Source organism: Klebsiella aerogenes KCTC 2190 (assembly GCF_000215745.1).
Lineage (GTDB): Bacteria > Pseudomonadota > Gammaproteobacteria > Enterobacterales > Enterobacteriaceae > Klebsiella > Klebsiella aerogenes.
Window position 1 is genome coordinate 3,130,080 of record NC_015663.1, and the last position, 16,617, is coordinate 3,146,696.

The 16,617-nt window shown below is 54.9% G+C and carries 18 protein-coding genes; 6 read left to right on the forward strand and 12 right to left on the reverse strand.

The genetic code is table 11. The annotated features are described in order from the left end of the window. Window positions 1–44: 44 nt before the first annotated feature. Window positions 45–1,013, forward strand: a complete 969-nt coding sequence (gene ybiB / locus EAE_RS14855; protein WP_015704816.1) for a DNA-binding protein YbiB — start codon at window positions 45–47, stop codon at window positions 1,011–1,013. A 102-nt stretch (window positions 1,014–1,115) separates the two neighbouring features. On the opposite strand, the gene ybiJ is transcribed toward ybiB, so the two are convergent. The 4 genes from ybiJ to EAE_RS14875 all read right to left on the reverse strand — a co-directional run bounded on the left by ybiJ (window position 1,116) and on the right by EAE_RS14875 (window position 3,082). Beyond that, entirely contained in the window at window positions 1,116–1,376 is a 261-nt protein-coding gene (gene ybiJ / locus EAE_RS14860; RefSeq protein ID WP_015367588.1) for a DUF1471 family protein YbiJ, read from the reverse strand. 284 nt (window positions 1,377–1,660) lie between these two features. Then, complete coding sequence (locus EAE_RS14865) at window positions 1,661–1,927, reverse strand: DksA/TraR family C4-type zinc finger protein (RefSeq protein WP_015367587.1); 267 nt, start codon at window positions 1,925–1,927, stop codon at window positions 1,661–1,663. Window positions 1,928–2,046: 119 nt separating this feature from the next. Further along, window positions 2,047–2,310, reverse strand: a complete 264-nt coding sequence (locus tag EAE_RS14870) for a YdgH/BhsA/McbA-like domain containing protein (RefSeq protein ID WP_015704817.1) — start codon at window positions 2,308–2,310, stop codon at window positions 2,047–2,049. Window positions 2,311–2,467: 157 nt separating this feature from the next. Continuing rightward, window positions 2,468–3,082: a flavin reductase family protein gene (locus EAE_RS14875; RefSeq protein WP_015704818.1), complete on the reverse strand. Its 615-nt coding sequence runs from the start codon at window positions 3,080–3,082 to the stop codon at window positions 2,468–2,470. A gap of 97 nt (window positions 3,083–3,179) precedes the next feature. Here EAE_RS14875 and rlmF point away from each other — a divergent pair, with 97 nt between their 5' ends. After that, window positions 3,180–4,094: a 23S rRNA (adenine(1618)-N(6))-methyltransferase RlmF gene (gene rlmF, locus EAE_RS14880; RefSeq protein ID WP_015704819.1), complete on the forward strand. Its 915-nt coding sequence runs from the start codon at window positions 3,180–3,182 to the stop codon at window positions 4,092–4,094. Here rlmF and ybiO read toward each other — a convergent pair. The 6 genes from ybiO to rhtA form a co-directional block, all read right to left on the reverse strand. Further along, window positions 4,091–6,289 (reverse strand): mechanosensitive channel protein, encoded by a 2,199-nt coding sequence (ybiO, locus tag EAE_RS14885; protein WP_015704820.1) that lies wholly within the window; start codon window positions 6,287–6,289, stop codon window positions 4,091–4,093. The two genes, rlmF and ybiO, sit on opposite strands and share 4 nt — an antisense overlap. A 111-nt stretch (window positions 6,290–6,400) precedes the next feature. After that, entirely contained in the window at window positions 6,401–7,123 is a 723-nt protein-coding gene (glnQ, locus tag EAE_RS14890) for a glutamine ABC transporter ATP-binding protein GlnQ (protein WP_015367582.1), read from the reverse strand. Further along, a complete protein-coding gene (gene glnP / locus EAE_RS14895; protein WP_015367581.1) occupies window positions 7,120–7,779 on the reverse strand; it encodes a glutamine ABC transporter permease GlnP in 660 nt (219 codons plus the stop codon). Before glnP ends, glnQ begins: the two co-directional genes overlap by 4 nt. A gap of 125 nt (window positions 7,780–7,904) precedes the next feature. Beyond that, window positions 7,905–8,651, reverse strand: a complete 747-nt coding sequence (gene glnH, locus EAE_RS14900) for a glutamine ABC transporter substrate-binding protein GlnH (RefSeq protein WP_015367580.1) — start codon at window positions 8,649–8,651, stop codon at window positions 7,905–7,907. A 390-nt stretch (window positions 8,652–9,041) separates the two neighbouring features. Next, window positions 9,042–9,545 carry a DNA starvation/stationary phase protection protein Dps gene (dps, locus tag EAE_RS14905; protein ID WP_015704821.1) on the reverse strand — a complete coding sequence of 168 codons (504 nt, stop codon included), beginning with the start codon at window positions 9,543–9,545 and terminating at the stop codon, window positions 9,042–9,044. 238 nt (window positions 9,546–9,783) lie between these two features. Further along, window positions 9,784–10,671 (reverse strand): threonine/homoserine exporter RhtA, encoded by an 888-nt coding sequence (gene rhtA, locus EAE_RS14910; protein WP_015704822.1) that lies wholly within the window; start codon window positions 10,669–10,671, stop codon window positions 9,784–9,786. A 352-nt stretch (window positions 10,672–11,023) separates the two neighbouring features. On the opposite strand from rhtA, the gene ompX reads away from it, so the two are divergent. Next, window positions 11,024–11,539 carry an outer membrane protein OmpX gene (gene ompX, locus EAE_RS14915; protein WP_015704823.1) on the forward strand — a complete coding sequence of 172 codons (516 nt, stop codon included), beginning with the start codon at window positions 11,024–11,026 and terminating at the stop codon, window positions 11,537–11,539. A 69-nt stretch (window positions 11,540–11,608) separates the two neighbouring features. Here the strand turns inward: ompX and EAE_RS14920 are convergent, their stop codons facing one another. Then, window positions 11,609–13,186, reverse strand: a complete 1,578-nt coding sequence (locus EAE_RS14920) for a phosphoethanolamine transferase (protein ID WP_015704824.1) — start codon at window positions 13,184–13,186, stop codon at window positions 11,609–11,611. Between the two features lie 268 nt (window positions 13,187–13,454). Continuing rightward, window positions 13,455–13,580, reverse strand: coding sequence for a manganase accumulation protein MntS (gene mntS, locus EAE_RS14925; protein ID WP_015367575.1), 126 nt, complete (start codon window positions 13,578–13,580; stop codon window positions 13,455–13,457). A gap of 186 nt (window positions 13,581–13,766) precedes the next feature. Here mntS and mntR point away from each other — a divergent pair, with 186 nt between their 5' ends. The 3 genes from mntR (at window position 13,767) to EAE_RS14940 (ending at window position 16,491) form a co-directional block, all read left to right on the forward strand. Continuing rightward, on the forward strand, window positions 13,767–14,234 hold the full coding sequence (gene mntR / locus EAE_RS14930) for a manganese-binding transcriptional regulator MntR (protein WP_015367574.1): 468 nt from the start codon (window positions 13,767–13,769) through the stop codon (window positions 14,232–14,234). Continuing rightward, a complete protein-coding gene (locus EAE_RS14935; RefSeq protein WP_015704825.1) occupies window positions 14,231–15,343 on the forward strand; it encodes an anion transporter in 1,113 nt (370 codons plus the stop codon). Before mntR ends, EAE_RS14935 begins: the two co-directional genes overlap by 4 nt. Window positions 15,344–15,450: 107 nt before the next feature. After that, complete coding sequence (locus EAE_RS14940; RefSeq protein WP_015704826.1) at window positions 15,451–16,491, forward strand: aldo/keto reductase; 1,041 nt, start codon at window positions 15,451–15,453, stop codon at window positions 16,489–16,491. Window positions 16,492–16,617: the final 126 nt, after the last annotated feature.

Here is a 16,617-nt window from a genome sequence, read left to right on the forward strand (position 1 = left end):
AAGCGGTGTGGTCGGCGGAGCCTACCGCTGGAGGGAGCAAGTCGATGGATTACACCAAAATTATCAAAGAAGTCGGGCGCGGAAAAAATCACGCTCGCGACCTGGATTTAGTCACGGCCCGTGCGCTGTATACGCGGATGTTAAACGGTGAAGTGGACGATCTGGAACTGGGCGCTATTCTCATTGCGCTGCGCATCAAGGGCGAAGGCGAAGCCGAAATGCAGGGCTTTTATGAGGCGATGCAGCTACAGACCATCCGCCTGACGCCGCCGGTAGCGAAACCGATGCCGATTGTTATCCCCAGCTATAACGGCGCGCGCAAACAGGCCAACCTGACGCCGCTGCTGGCGGTACTGCTGCATAAACTCGGTTTCCCGGTGGTGGTTCATGGCGTCAGTCATGATCCAACCCGCGTCCTGACCGAGACCATTTTTGCGCTGATGGGGATCCCGGCCACCACCCACGCGGGTCAGGCCCAGGCGCGTCTCGACAGCCATGAGCCGGTCTATATCCCGGTCGGGGCGCTGTGCCCGCCGCTGGAAAAGCAGCTGGCATTGCGTTGGCGGATGGGGGTGCGCAACAGCGCGCATACGCTGGCCAAGCTGGCGACTCCGTTCGCTGAAGATGCCGCGCTGCGGCTGTCGAGCGTGTCGCATCCGGAATATGTCGGCAAGGTCGCGGCGTTCTTTACGCAGATCGGTGGCCGGGCGCTGCTGATGCACGGTACCGAAGGTGAAGTCTATGCCAACCCGCAGCGCTGCCCGCAAATTAACCTGATTGATGCGGCGGGAACCAGAGTGTTGCATGAGCGGGCCGACGAGAGTGTGCAGGAAAAAGTGGCATTGCCGGAATCCAAAGATCCTGAAATTACCGCGCGCTGGATTGAGCGCTGCGTGAGCGGTAGCGAGCCGGTTCCGCAGTCGCTGAAAATTCAGCTTGCCTGCTGCCTGGTCGCCACCGGCCAGGCGACTTCGCTCGCTTATGGCCTGGCGCAGGTTGCCGAACGCTGGTGAACGGACAAAAAAAAGCCCGTCCGGTGGCTCGGACGGGCAAACAAGGGTATTTAAAAGGTCTTTTCAGGGTTAATTCAGTGGCATTTCAGAGTATTGCTGCGATTATTTGTAGATAACCGCGGTACCGCTAACTTTGTTGTTGGTGTTAGCGGAGGTGATGCTGTAGCCGGTTGCGCCAGCGGCATCGGCTTTAGCAGCCAGTTTGGCTTCCAGACCATCCAGTGTTGTTGCGCCTTCAGCGGAAACAACGCCGATTTTATTCATGCTTTCTGCCTGGGCTGGGGTTACCGGCTGAGCGGCGAATGCGCCGAAAGACAGAGCGGAAAGGGCGATAGCAGCGGCAGCGTATTTGATGTTTTTCATAATTAATCTCTCGCAGTGTGTTCTGTAGGGGGACGATGTTCCGTCGATGTGATAAGTATCACGTTTTTTGTCGCGAGATAAAATCGAAGGAAATTCACAGTCTTCATCGAATTTTTTGAATGAATAATAATTTATTGATTATTAATAAATTATTTTACGCTATTGCTGCGCTAGAAGGACAAACTAGTTGCCATGGCAACTAAAGGCACATTTTGCCACTTTTTTCGCCAAAAAACGTGCGTGAAAAGATAGCGCAATCAGCGGTAATGAACGGTAAAGGAAGGTCAGCGTAGCTGGCTGTCTTTGGAGCCACGACGATTATATCCTGAATATGTATTGTTGTGTAAATCTTTATCCTGCTGGCACTTCACGCAGTATCTGACCCCGGCGAGCGCCTTACGCCGCGCTTCCGGAATGGGCTCTCCGCATTCTTCACAAAATTTGTTGCTCTCGCCGCCTGGGAGCTCGCTGCGGGCGCGGGCGACGGCATCGTTTACCGTGCTGTCAATTTGATCCTGGACGGCCCCATCGTTTGCCCAACCTGATGCCATGATGCGCTCCTCGTGTTTGCAATCTATAAACAGTATAGAAAATATGGGGGCGAAAAAGGCGCAGCCAAGACCAGGGAGACGGGATTTCCGGCTGCGTATTCCCGACGAGAGCAGAAGGATTATTTATAAATTATCGCGCTGCCGGCTAATTTGTTGCCGCCGCCAGCGGCGTTTATTCGCCAGGCAATCGCCCCCTGCTGGTGGGCTTTTTGCGCCAGTTGCGCCTGTAAATCGTCGAGGGTGCTGGCGCCGGAGGCGGAAACTGAGCCGGACGGGCGCAGCGGGCCAACGGCCACGGCAGCGGTCTCGGGGTTGTTGGCCTGTGTGGGTGAGGAGAGAAGAGCAAGGGCGATAAAAGCGGGGGCGAGCAGAAAGGTTCTCATGGCTATATCCTCATTAACAGCATGGGACATACCTTAAGTTTAGGTCGTGATGAGCAGAACCACCGGATAAATAATAGTGGGCAAACAACCACTTTACGCGCTTATTGCCGCCGGGCATTCGCCCGCGGCGGCATGTATTATCCTTGCTACGCTAAAGTTAACGAGCGTCCGGGCGGATCATATCGAAGCGCTGGCTTTCATCAATGCTGTAGTAGGCCGTCGGCCCGCCGGCGCGTAAAATCGGCTGCGCTTTCGCGGTTTGATAAATCCCGTCTTCCAGCAGCGACTCATCGATATGCACGGCGACCACTTCACCGAGCACCAGCCAGCTATCGATGGCTTCACCGCTGGCGCGCGTTAACTGAATACACTGCGACAGGCGACATTCGAAGTTGACCGGGCTTTCCGCCACGCGCGGGGCGCGGACGATCCGGCTCGGCGCGGCGGTCAATCCGGCGCGCAGGAATTCATCTTCATGACGTGGAATAGTGGCGGAAGTTTCATTCATCGCTTCGGCGAGTGGCCGGGTAGCCAGATTCCAGACAAATTCTTTTGTTTCAACAATGTTCTGCACACTGTCTTTCCAGCCGCCGCTGGCGAAACCGATGATCGGTGGCCGATAGTTAAAGCAGTTGAAGAAGCTGTAGGGGGCGAGATTGCGTTGCCCTGCGCTATCGAGCGAAGCGATCCAGCCGATGGGGCGCGGCCCGACGATGGCATTCAGCGGGTCGTGCGGCAGGCCGTGGCCTTCGGCAGGTTGATAGAAGTACATAGAGCACCAGAAAGCGAAATAAGAAGATATCCAGACTCCCTTATTTACCGCGCCGCCGTCAACGGGTATCTTACGCGGCTGTTGAAAGGAGATTGCCATGAAAGCCGAAAAGCCGGGGTTGCACCCGCGTAACCGTCATCACCAACGCTATGATTTGCCAGCGCTGTGCCAGACTCATCCCGAGCTGCAAAGCTATATCACCCTGAATCCGGCAGGTGAGCAAACCATTGATTTTGCTAATCCACTGGCGGTGAAGGCGCTGAATAAGGCGCTGCTGGCGCACTTTTACGCGGTAAAACACTGGGATATTCCTGACGGCTTCTTGTGCCCGCCGGTGCCGGGACGCGCGGACTATATCCACCATCTGGCCGACCTGCTGGCGCAGGATAGCGGCGAGATCCCGAAAAATGCCACCATTCTCGATATCGGTACCGGCGCGAACTGCATCTATCCGCTGATTGGCGCGCATGAATACGGCTGGCGCTTTACCGGTAGCGAAGTCAACCCGCAGGCCTTTGCCAGCGCCCAGGCGATTATCAACGGCAACCCAGGGCTGACGCGACAAATTCGTCTGCGTCGTCAGAAAGAGGGCCAGGCAATCTTTACCGGCATCATTCATAAGAATGAAACCTATGATGCGACCCTCTGCAACCCGCCGTTCCACGATTCCGCCGCCAGCGCGCGTGCCGGTGGAGAGCGTAAACGCCGTAATCTGGGGCTGGGGGAAGATAGCGTACTGAACTTCGGCGGCCAGCAGCAGGAACTGTGGTGTGAAGGCGGCGAAGTGGCCTTTATTTCGCAGATGATCCGCGAAAGCCAGCAGTTCGGCCGCCAGGTTAAATGGTTTACCTCGCTGGTCTCCCGCGGCGACAATCTGCCGCCGCTGTATCGCCTGCTGACCGAAGTCGGCGCGGTGAAAGTGGTGAAAAAAGAGATGGCGCAGGGGCAGAAACAGAGCCGCTTTATCGCCTGGAGCTTTATGGACGACGCAAAGCGCCGCCGTCCATTTTAAGTCTCTGCCGCCGGGGTTACGTTGCCCGGCGGCGGCAATACCTGCCAGGTTTGTACCGGCGCACGCACGCCGGCGCGATCGAAATGCTGCTTCACTTGGGTATCGAGGGCAAAGCGTACCGCCCACTGCTTCAGCGGCAGCGTCGTAAAGCTGACGCGTAACGTAAACGCGGTATTGCTTAGTCCTACCAGCCCGGCGAACGACGGTTCGCCAATAATCAGCCCGCGGATCTCCTCCTGCGCCATCAGATCGTCGACCGCCGCCTTCAGCGCCTGATTGGCTTTATCCAAATCCTCCTGCCTGTCGACATCATAGTTGGCGACCACCGAACCGATCCCGCGCACAAAGTTGGCGAAGGTGGTTATCGAAGACCAGGGAATAATATGGTACGCCCCGGTATCCTGGCGCACGCCCACCGAGCGGATCGACATCCGTTCCACCGTGCCGGTTAATGGCCCGATGGTCACCAGATCGCCGGTGTTCATCCCGTTTTCAAACTGGATAAAGATGCCGGTAATAATATCTTTGACCAGCGTTTGGGCGCCGAAAGAGATAGCCAATCCTAATGCCCCGGCGCCCGCCAGCAGCGGCGCGATGTTCACCCCCACTTCCGACAATAAGATCATTATCGTAATAGTGGTAATGACCACCGCCAGCGCGTTGCGAAACAGCGTCAGCAGCGTTCTGGCGCGAGCGCTGGGCAGCGGGCGTCCATGAATGTCCGATGACAGGCGGTTCTCAATCAGGCTTGCCAGCAGGGTCCAGCCGACGGCGGAGAAGAACAGGATCAGCGCGATACGAATCAGGACATCCACCGTTTTCTGCCCGGCATCATTGTGAAGCCATTGCTGAAAATCAAATAGACCCCAGGCGCTCAGCAACAGCATCACCGCCACGCATACCGTAAGGATCCGCGCGGCTTTCAGCGAGGCGGAGATCCAGCCGTTGAGCCGTTTTTGCAGCTCCGGGTAGTGGCGTTGGGTTTCTGGCGACAGGGTGATGGTTTTGGCTATCCAGCGTGACAAAATACCGGATACCAGCGCCGCGGCGCCGACGATAGCGAGGCTGCGCAGCGTCGCGCCCATCATAAATTTGAGGCTGTTGCCGGGGTCAAAGAGCGAAAAGAAGAACAGCACGATAAAGTAAGCGCAGGCCAGCCAGTGCCAGACCAGCGCAAAAGCGCGAATAAACAAGCTGAAGAACGGCAGCGAGCGGTCGGCAAGATGGATAAGCCCCTGAGTGATGGCGCGTTTGTTGTGGAAAATCAGATACAACGCCCACACCGTAATGCACAACATTATGATGACGTTGGCCAGCGCGCCAATCTGCACGTTAACCTGGTTGGAGATAATCGGTACCGCCACGATCAGCCCGTAACCAATCAGGCTACTCAGGGCGCTGAGGCGTAAGTTCCAGTAGATTGCGTGTTCGTCGCTGATATTGAAGGGGCGTAAATCGGCGATACGAGGACAAAAAATCAGTCGCAGAATGGCTTTAAAAAACTCGATCAGCGCGAAGGCGTTAAGAAACAGGCTTTGTTGAAAAGCAATGGTGCGGTTGCCGCCGTTTAAACGATCGCTTAACAGCTGGCCGATAAACAGCGTTAGCGCCAGCAAAAGCAGGTCAATGATAAAAGCGCCAGCAATGGTTGCCGGTAACTGGAGCCAGTTATTGCGCTCACGGTTTTTGTGCCTTCCCCAATGGCCCATTTTGCGGTACAGCGGCAGCGCCGCCAGGCGTACTAACCACCAGAAGGCAAATACCAGCCCGGCCAGCAGCAGGAAGTCGCCAGCGGCATTGCGAAAAGCATCGGCATGGAAAGGCTTATGCGGCGAGCCGGTGATATTGCGCCATAGCTGCGAAAACCGTGACGACAGGCGCTCGCTATACTGGCGGCTAATTTCCGTCACGCTTTCCAGAACGGTTTGCTCGTCTTTGACTTCTGGCGGGGTCAGCGTGGGGGCGGCGGCAGGGGGCTGGGTAGCGGCGGCTTTGCGCAGCTCATCGATTAACTCCTGCCGCGAGTCTGGATTATCCAGCACGTCAGCTAATGCCGCCCAGGCGGCTTTTTTTTGTTCGAGGTCAGGCTCGCTGGCTGTGCTTTTGTCGGTTGTCGCCGCCGGAATGCCGGGCAATGACGCCGCCGACAGCGGCGAAATCCACAGCGCAGCGAGCAACAGTAGGATCCACGGCATGGGCGCCTCCATTGCATCTCAAACTGCTAAGTATAGAAGGGGTCAGAGGAGAAGGAGCGGTGGGATGAATCTGGAAAGCGGCTCTCCCCTTACCGGGGAGAGCCGGGCGCATCAGGCTACGTGCTGCAAAAACTCGCGCAGACGCGGGCTTGGCGGGTTCTTCACCAGAACCTGCGGGTCGCCGTCTTCGGCGATGCGGCCTTTATCGATGAAGATCAGCCGTGATGCCACTTTTTCAGCAAAGCCGATTTCGTGGGTTACGATGACCATCGTCATGCCTTCTTCGGCCAGGTCCTGCATGACTTTCAGCACTTCATGGCGCAGTTCCGGGTCAAGTGCCGAAGTCGGCTCATCAAACAGCATCATTTTCGGTTTCACCGCCAGCGCGCGGGCAATAGCGACGCGCTGCTGCTGGCCGCCGGAGAGTTCGGATGGATAGTGGTGCGCGCGTTCCGCAAGACCCACCTTCGCCAGCAGCTCTTTCGCCAGCGTTTCCGCCGCCGCTTTCGACGCGCCGCGCACGCGCTGCGGGCCGAACATCACGTTCTCCAGCGCCGTCAGGTGCGGGAACAGATAGAACTGCTGGAATACCATTCCGGCTTCCTGGCGAATTAAGCGCTCGTCAACTTTCGGGTCGTTCACCTTCAGGCCATCGACGATAAGATCGCCGCTGGTGATCTCTTCCAGTTTATTGATGCAGCGCAGCAGCGTGGATTTACCGGAGCCGGACGGCCCGATGATCACGACCACTTCGCCTTTGTTGATCTTCAGATCGATATCGTGCAGCACTTTAGTCGGGCCAAAGTGTTTGGAAACGTTTTTAAATTCAATCACAGGATTTTCATCCTTCTTTCAAGACGACGCAGAATGAAGCTCAACACCAGGGTGATGATCAGATAAATGACGGCAACGGCGCTCCAGATTTCCAGCGCGCGGAAGTTACCGGCAATAATTTCCTGGCCCTGGCGGGTCAGTTCGGCGACGCCGATAACGATAAACAGCGACGTATCTTTGATACTGATAATCCATTGGTTACCGAGCGGCGGCAGCATACGGCGCAGCGCCAGCGGCAGGATCACGTGGCGGATGGTCTCGCGGCGGGAGAGTCCCAGCGCCAGACCCGCTTCGCGGAAACCTTTATGGATGGACAGCACCGCGCCGCGGGTGATTTCCGCGATATAGGCCCCGGAGTTGATCATGATGGTCACCACCGCGGCGGTGAACGGGTCGATGCGTAAGTCGCTAAACGCCATCGGCAGCGCGAAGTAAATGAACATCACCTGCACCACAATAGGCGTGCCGCGGATGATTTCAATAAATACCAGCGCGATGTGGTTGGCTATCCAGCCGCCGAAACAGCGGGCGAAACCGGCCACCAGACCGATGATAAGGCCGCCAACCAGGCCGAGGACCGAAATCCACAGCGTCATTTTGGCGCCTTCCAGCAAAATAGGAATGGCGGGCCAGATGGCACTCCAGTCAAACTGCATAATGTGTTCCTGTTACTGTTACCGTGTCGAAAGCAGATAAAGCCTCTGCGAATACGGCGCCGGGGAAAGAGACCCTGGCGCCGTGGAGCCCGCGGCGGATTGGCCGCGGGAAGTCGTCCTGATTATTATTTTGGTTCAGTACCGAACCATTTTTTGTAAATTTCGTTGTAGGTGCCGTTTTCACGCAGCGTTTTCAGCGCGCCGTTCACTTTTTCGCGCAGTTCGTCGCTGCCTTTCGGGAAGGCGATACCGTAGCTTTGCGCTTCCAGCGATTCGCCTACCGCTTTGAACTTGCCCTGACCGGCAGTTTTAATGAAGTACAGGATGTTTGGCGTGTCGTGCAGTACCGCGTCAGCGCGGCCGGTGCCCAGTTCCATATAAGCGTTATCAATGTTCGGGAACTGGCGCAGATCTTTGGTTTTGATGTTGGCTTTCGCATAATCAACGGAGCCGGTGCCGCTCTTCACGGCGACCACTTTGCCGTTCAGGTCTTTCACATCTTTAATGTCATTGTTTTTCGCGTTCACCATCACCAGCAGGCCGCTTTTGTAGTAGCCGTCGGAGAAGTCGATTGCTTTTTTACGCTCGTCGGTGATGGTGATCCCCGCCAGCGCCAGATCGATGTTTTTGGTCTGCAGCGCGGGAATGATGCCGCTGAAGTCCATTGGTTTCAGGGTGTAGTCCAGTTTCAGCTCTTTAGCGACCGCGGCCCACAGGTCAATATCGAAGCCGACGTATTTATCACCTTGCTTAAATTCAAACGGAACAAACGCCGTATCGGTGGCGACTACCAGTTTTTTATCTGCGGCGTGAGACGAAACCGCAAAAGCCAGGGTCAGTGCAGCCAGTGACACTTTTAATACAGACTTCATAGTATTTCCTTTTTTATCCACGGGACGAGCCCCTGCGAGAACGTGTAGCCTAATGAAAAAATCGTGCCAGTTTTACAAGCTATTGTTTTTCAACAGGAGCTTTCATATTGCTTGCACAATTTCGGTTACTCGATACAGCAAAAGCACCGTGACGGGGCATCATTTTGGTGCAATATAAACGTAGCGAATAACCAGAGCATTTTTAACGCAAACCCTGATGGGAAAACAATCTTGCTGTAACGATTGTGTGAGGTGATTATTACAATTGTTTTACTTTAGTACGTATTGTGTACATACATATGCACCAAAAGAGGGCGAGCTAAGCGATTGCGGGGGGTAGCGTGGGAGAAAAGGAAAAAGCCGCCAGCGGGCGCTGACGGCGGTAGACGTTTATTCGATATTCGCTTCGATGAACCACAGGAATTTATCCAGGTCGCGGGAAGCCGCGGTAAAGATATCGGCGGTGTCTTCATCTTTCGCTTCGCTGATCGCTTTACGCACATCATTGGCCACGATGGCGTAACGGTCCGCCAGCTCTTTCAGGTGTTCCTGAACGGAGTGAATATCCAGCGGGTAGCTTTTCAGCGGGCTTTTGCTGTTGATGACCTGAGTGGTGCCCAGTGCGACGCCGCCCAGTTGAACGGCACGTTCAGCCATCGTATCAAGGTGATCGGTGAGCGCAGTGCGGAAACCATCCAGCATTTCATGGACAGCAATAAAGTTGGCACCGCGCATATTCCAGTGGGCCTGCTTGGTGATCAGAGACAGGTCGATGAACTGGATCACCTGGCGATTCAGCAGCTCAATAGTCGCTTTCTTCTCATTGTCTGCCACATCGTTACGGGTGTAGAGCAGGTTAGACGCTTTAGTTTTAACCAGTTTTGCGGTACTCATAGTTTCATATCCTCTTGATATTGATACTCGTCATACTTCAAATTTGAATTATGTAGAGCGTTTGTCCCAAATGACTTCGGGACTAATTATAGCAAGGGATATCGGGTATGAGGCATCGGCTGTCCATATCAGTTTGATAGCACAGAGTTGTTGGCTATTTAAAAAAACATTTTAATTCAATTTGTTAGCATGAGACGGCTGGCCCGATACCGTCACGGGCCAGTACGGTAACAAAATCTTAATTTATATCGACTTTCTCGATTTTGCTTTGCCGCTGCATGGTCAGCGTGGAACCCATTGAGGCAACGATAATGGCCCCTAATGCCAGAGTTTGCGTCAGGGTTAGCGTCTCGCCGAGGAACACCATTCCCGACAGCGCCGCCAGAGCCGGCTCCATGCTCATCAGCGTGCCGAAGGTACGGGTGGGCATCCGGGTCAGGGCGATCATTTCCAGCGAATAGGGTAGGGCGGTGGAGAGAATGGCGATGCCAAGCCCCAGCGGCAGCAACGACCATTGCAGCAGCGTATCGCTGGCCTGGACGACGCCGATGGGCACAAAAATTACCGCCGCGATGAGCGAGCCCATGGCCACCGTCGCCGGGCCATGTTCTTCACCCGCGCGCTGGCCGGTAAGAATATAGACCGCCCAGAATGCGCCGGCGCCGAGCGCGAACAGCGCGCCGACTAAATCCACTTCCCCTACGTTTTGCCCAAGCGGCAGCAGGAACCACAGCCCGAGCACCGCCAGCGCCACCCAGACGAAATCAAGCGGGCGGCGTGAACCGAAGAGCGCCACCGCCAGCGGCCCGGTGAACTCCAGCGCGACCGCGACGCCAAGCGGGATCCGCTGAAGCGATAAATAGAAGAGATAGTTCATCGCCCCTAGCGCCACGCCGTAAAAGAACAGCGGTAGCCGCTGCTGCGGGGCAAAGCGCAGTCGCCACGGCTTAAAAATAACGACTAAAATTAAAGTGCCGAGCGTCAGGCGTAGAGCGGTGACTCCCGGTGCGCCAATCAACGGGAAGAGCGATTTCGCCAGCGATGCGCCGCTCTGAATGGAGACCATGGCGATCAAAATAACCAGTATCGGCAACCACGCCGGAACTTTACGGGACGAGCCGGGCATCCTTTCTCCTGTCAGGGTTTGTCAAAAGAGGTAAAGGTTCCAGTGTACTGGAATAACCGCTTAACGGTTTAGCGATTGTTGAAAAAAGAGGGTGGAAAAACAGTACAATGGCGTAAAATGCGTAGGGGAATGCCTTCGTGACTAAGAATAATCTGGATGCGCAGCGCTTACGGCTGGTAAACGTTAAGCACTTTTTGCGCGAAAAGTGTTTGATTTCCAGATTGTTACGAAATCGTGGAAACTTTTGCTTACATGAAAAAGTATGTTAGACAATGTAAAGTCAAAAGAGTTTCCCAAAAGTTTTTGATATATTTAAGACTTAGGACTTATTAGAAACACATTTGAGGTGGTTATGAATAAAATTGCACGTCTTTCAGCACTGGCCGTTGTTCTGGCTGCATCCGTAGGTACTACTGCTTTCGCTGCAACTTCTACCGTTACCGGTGGTTACGCTCAGAGCGACATGCAGGGTAAAGCTAACAAAGCAGGCGGTTTCAACCTTAAGTACCGTTACGAGCAAGATAACAACCCGCTGGGCGTTATCGGTTCCTTCACCTACACCGAAAAAGACAACACCAGCAACGGTACTTACAACAAAGGTCAGTACTACGGCATCACCGCTGGTCCGGCTTACCGTCTGAACGACTGGGCGAGCATCTACGGCGTAATCGGTGTTGGCTACGGTAAGTTCCAGAACAACAACTTCCCGAACCACAAATCCGACATGAGCGACTACGGTTTCTCTTACGGCGCTGGTATGCAGTTCAACCCGATCGAAAACGTTGCCCTGGACTTCTCCTACGAGCAGTCTCGCATTCGTAACGTTGACGTCGGCACCTGGATTGCTGGCGTAGGTTACCGCTTCTAATCACTTCGGTGATATAAAAAATCCGCCTCAAGGGGCGGATTTTTTTTGCCTGTGATTCGGCGATACCGTTTAGTTGACGGTAAACTCGTCGCTGCCCAGATGGTTGTAGTCCACCTTCTGTAACTGGAAATTGGTGATATACACCGGTCCGGCTTTCTGTTCCGAGATAAAGCGATAGCGTGGGGTAATTTCCTGTGCGCTGATGCCGGTCCACTGCGAGAAGAAGCTGAGGAAATCATTCGCCGAGCGGCGGGCTTTAATCATCTTATGCGCTTTATCGTCGCTGGAGAGCACCATAAACGGTACCTGGAAGTTCTGCTGATATTTGTCATCATGGGCGAGATACTGCACCGCTTTACCGCGTTCTTTAAATGCCAGACCGTGATCGGAAAAATAGGTGAGCGAGAAAGAGCTGCCGGAATTCTGTAGCTGGCCGTAGAGTTTCGCCAACAGCGCGTCGGTTTGCGTCACGCTGTAGAGATAGCATGAGGTCTCCTTTGACTGCACAAATGTGGTGTACTTGCCTTTGGTACGATCGCAGGCCTGCGGGTGCGAGCCCATAATATGCAATACGATCAACTGCGGCTGGCTGCGCTCGACTGATAAGACCTGCTCGGTCAGTTTCAGCAACTGCTCATCCTGCGTATTTTTATTGGCTTCAAAATCCCCATTTTTCAGGAACTGCACTTCATCGGCGCGTTTGGCGATGCTGGCGATGGCGGTGTCGTATTCACCAATTTGCCCTTGATTGGAGAACCACCAGGTCTGGAAGCCCGCGCGGTTGGCGAGGGTGACGAAGTTATCCTGATACTGGGGTTTACCGTATACCACCCGATTGAGGGTCAGGCCCAGCGACTTCTGCGTGGAGCCGCTGGCGGCGACGTAGTTTTTAAACAGATAGCCGTTGACCGAACTGGCGAACGGCGTGTTGTCCCAGTGGCCGCCGAAAGCGCCAAGCGCATCGCGGCGCGCGCTCTCACCAATCACCACGACATAGAGATGGTACTTCGGCTTCACCGCCAGCACGTGCCAGCTATCTTTCATGTTCGCCAACTGCGCCATCCGCGCCTGTTCATCCAGCACTTCATTGTTATTAACGATCACGTCTTTTACGAAGCGCACGGCGGGGTAACCGCTATCAATGACTTTAAAGACGCCGCCCCAGGCCAGATTCTGCACAGGTTGCAGGAAGAAGATACCGATGCTAAACAGCAGCCCCAGATATTCCACTTTGCCAAGGCGCGCGGGCGGCTGTGGTTTGCGCCGTACGGCAATGACGCCGAGGGCGAAGATAAATACCGCCAGCAAATAGTTGTACCACGGGAAAATAGTGAGAATTTCCGTCGACTCTTCCACGTTGGTGGCGTGCAGCGCCAGCAGCGTATTGAAGTTTGGCGCGCCGTAAGCCTGGCCGAAGGGATAGTACATCGCGGCCAGCAGGGAATAGAGGCCAACTACCCCTTTTTGTACCCGCGGAAAGGTGCGCCAAAGCAGATGGAGTACGCAGGTAAACGCAACGGTATAGAGCAAGCTAAATTCATACCCAAGCGCCAGATTAATCAACAGCGACTGTAAAAAGTAGAATCCTGTCCACGGGTTCAGGGCCAGTCTGCGGGCGGCCAGCGTTTCTTTCAGAGTGACATTCATAATTCGTAATCAACAAGACGCCATGTTCGTCCCCTGGCATCAAGGGGGTAAAACCTGCTGGACAGTGCGTGAAGAGGGTCTCTGCGAGCCGCAGTAGTGGCAGGGCTGACAAACGATAGGGCCTGCGAATGGTAAGGTCAACTATTCATAACAGATTGTTTTGCGAGAAAGCTTACAAAACTTGAAAAAAGCGCTGAAAGGCGAGGCAACCGGGTAGGTTAACGGGGAAAAATGACAAAAAAATGAAGCGGCGTACGGCGACGCCGCGTTAGTGGTTAGGTTTATCCTGCTGCGGTTTGCCGTTGATCATGTCGCACAGCATGCCGATCAGCATTAAGCGTACTTTAAAGGGTGAATGGCTAAACACGTTTAAGCACCTCTTGAATTCGTTCATGGTTATTCCTCCTGCGTTTTCGCGCCGTCAAATCCGTGATGGCTGTTTGCATTACATACAGATATAGCACAGGCTATATTTTATAGCTATGGCTAAAATGTTATTTTTTTGTGCTCCGGGCGCAATCCATTACAATGTGGATCCTTTTATATGATGCTTGACGCGTCACACCAACGAGGAAGCACAATGAACCGTCGCGCAGGTAAGCCCATAACTAAAAAAGTGACGCAGCTGGTTAATGTCGAAGAACACGTAGAGGGGTTTCGTCAGGTGCGCGAAGCGCATCGTCGCGAGCTGATTGATGACTATGTGGAGCTTATCTCCGATCTGATCAACGAAGTGGGCGAAGCGCGCCAGGTGGATATGGCTGCGCGTCTTGGCGTTTCGCAACCGACGGTGGCGAAAATGCTTAAGCGTCTGGCGAGCGTCGGCTTGATCGAACAGATCCCCTGGCGCGGGATCTTCTTAACCCCGGAAGGGGAAAAGCTGGCCCATGAAAGCCGCGAGCGTCATCAGATAGTGGAAAACTTTCTGCTGGCGATTGGCGTGAGTCCGGAGATTGCCCGCCGCGACGCCGAGGGAATGGAACACCACGTTAGCGAAGAGACGCTGGCGCAATTTAAGCTGTTTACCCAGAGATTACACGCAGAATGAATCTCCCCCTTGTGCAGTCGCTCGCTCGCGACCGTTTCCTGCATCTTTTGTTACTTATCGCCGTTATCCTTAGCCTGTTTGTTCCTTTCGCGCCTAAGCGCTGGGGGCAGGCTATCGACTGGCACACTATCATCACCCTTAGTGGGCTGATGCTGCTGACCAAAGGGATTGAACTGAGCGGTTATTTTGATGTGCTGGGGCGCAAAATGGCGCGCCGTTTCGTCACCGAACGCCAACTGGCCATCTTCATGGTGCTGGCTGCCGCGCTGCTTTCCACTTTTTTGACCAACGACGTCGCGCTGTTCATTGTCGTTCCCCTCACGTTAACGCTAAAAAAATGGTGCGCCATCCCGGTGAACCGGCTGATTATTTTTGAAGCGCTGGCGGTTAACGCCGGCTCTTTATTAACGCCCATCGGCAATCCGCAGAATATTTTACTGTGGGGCCGCTCCGGGCTATCGTTTCTTGCCTTTATCGGCCAGATGCTGCCGCTGGCGGCGGCGATGATGATCACGCTATTGGTGCTGTGTTGGTTCTGTTTCCCCGCCGCTCGGCTCAATTATCAAAGTAGCGACAAAGCGCCGGAGTGGCGGCCGAGGCTGGTGTGGAGCTGCCTCGCTTTCTACCTTATCTTTCTGGCGGCGCTGGAGATGAAGCAGGAACTCTGGGGACTGTCGATCATTGCCGTCGGGTTCCTGCTGCTGGCGCGAGCGGTGATTATCAACGTCGACTGGTCGCTGCTGCTGGTGTTTATGGCGATGTTTATCGACGTTCATCTGCTGACGCAGTTGCCGGTGCTGCAGCAGTGGCTGAACGACGTCGGCCAGCTCTCGCATGGCGGGCTATGGCTGACGGCAATTGGCCTGTCGCAGTTTATCAGCAACGTGCCGTCGACTATTTTGCTGCTCAATTACGTGCCGCCAACGATGCTGTTAGCCTGGGCGGTGAACGTCGGCGGCTTTGGACTGCTGCCCGGATCGCTGGCGAACCTGATTGCGCTGCGGATGGCCGGCGACCGCCGGATCTGGTGGCGTTTTCATCTTTATTCCATTCCGCTGCTGATCTGGGCGGCGCTTACCGGTTACGCCATGCTCGCGCTGTGGCGCTGATTTTCAGAGGATTGGGCAAGAAACGGGCAGGAACACCCCATTCGCGATGACGACGCTCGGGCTATAACTATCTGGCTGACGTTAATCATCCGAATGAGGAGACTGCTATGCGTTATCAAAAACTGGGAAATACCGGCCTGTTTGTCTCTGAGCTGTGCCTTGGCACCATGACCTTCGGCGGCGAAGAGGGGATGTGGGGAAAAATCGGCCAGCTGCGCCAGGCGGAAGCCGAACAGCTGGTGGGCAGCGCGCTGGATGCGGGCATCAACTTCATCGATACCGCCAACGTTTATTCAGAAGGACGCTCGGAGGAGATCACCGGCCAGGCGTTAAAGAATCTGAAGATACCGCGTGAAAACGTGGTGGTGGCGACCAAAGTGTTCGGCGAAACCGGCACCGCTGGGGTGAACTCGCGCGGCAGCTCACGCTACCACATTATGGGCAGCGTGAAAGAGAGCCTGCGCCGCCTGCAGCTCGATCATATCGATCTCTATCAATTACACGGTTTCGATCCGGCGACGCCTATCGAAGAGACGCTATCGGCGCTGGACACCCTGGTGCAGCAGGGGCATGTGCGCTATATCGGCGTTTCTAACTGGGCGGCATGGCAAATCGCCAAAGCGCTGGGCATCGCGGAACGCCTCGGGCTCTCGCGCTTTGCTTCTCTGCAGGCTTACTACACGATTGCCGGGCGTGAGCTGGAACGCGAACTGGTGCCGATGATGCAAAGCGAAGGTCTCGGCCTGATGGTCTGGAGCCCGCTGGCGGGCGGTCTGTTGAGCGGTAAATATCGCCGCGATGGTCAGGCGGAAGCGGGCGGTCGTCGACTGGAGTTCGATTTCCCGCCGGTGAATAAAGATCGCGCCTTTGACTGCATTGATGTTATGCAGGTGATAGCCGAAGCGAAAGGGGTCTCGGTGGCGCAGATTGCGCTGGCGTGGTTACTGCATCAGCCGGCGGTCACCAGCGTTATTATTGGCGCCAAACGGGCCGAGCAGTTGCAGGATAACATTGCCGCCACCGCTATTCGCCTGAGTGAAGATGAGCTGCGCCAGCTTGACGCGGTCAGCGCGCTGCCGCGCGAGTATCCGGGTTGGATGCTGGAGCGCCAGGGGGAATATCGCCGTAAGCAGCTTGACGCGCAGTAACGCTGTTTTTTCGTGCTTATAAAGATCGCCGCTTGCGGCGATCTTTTTTGTTTGTATGGCTCACAGAAAACGATCCTGCTTTTGCTTCGGCGGTAGTTTTTTTGTATATGACTAGTCATAACATTT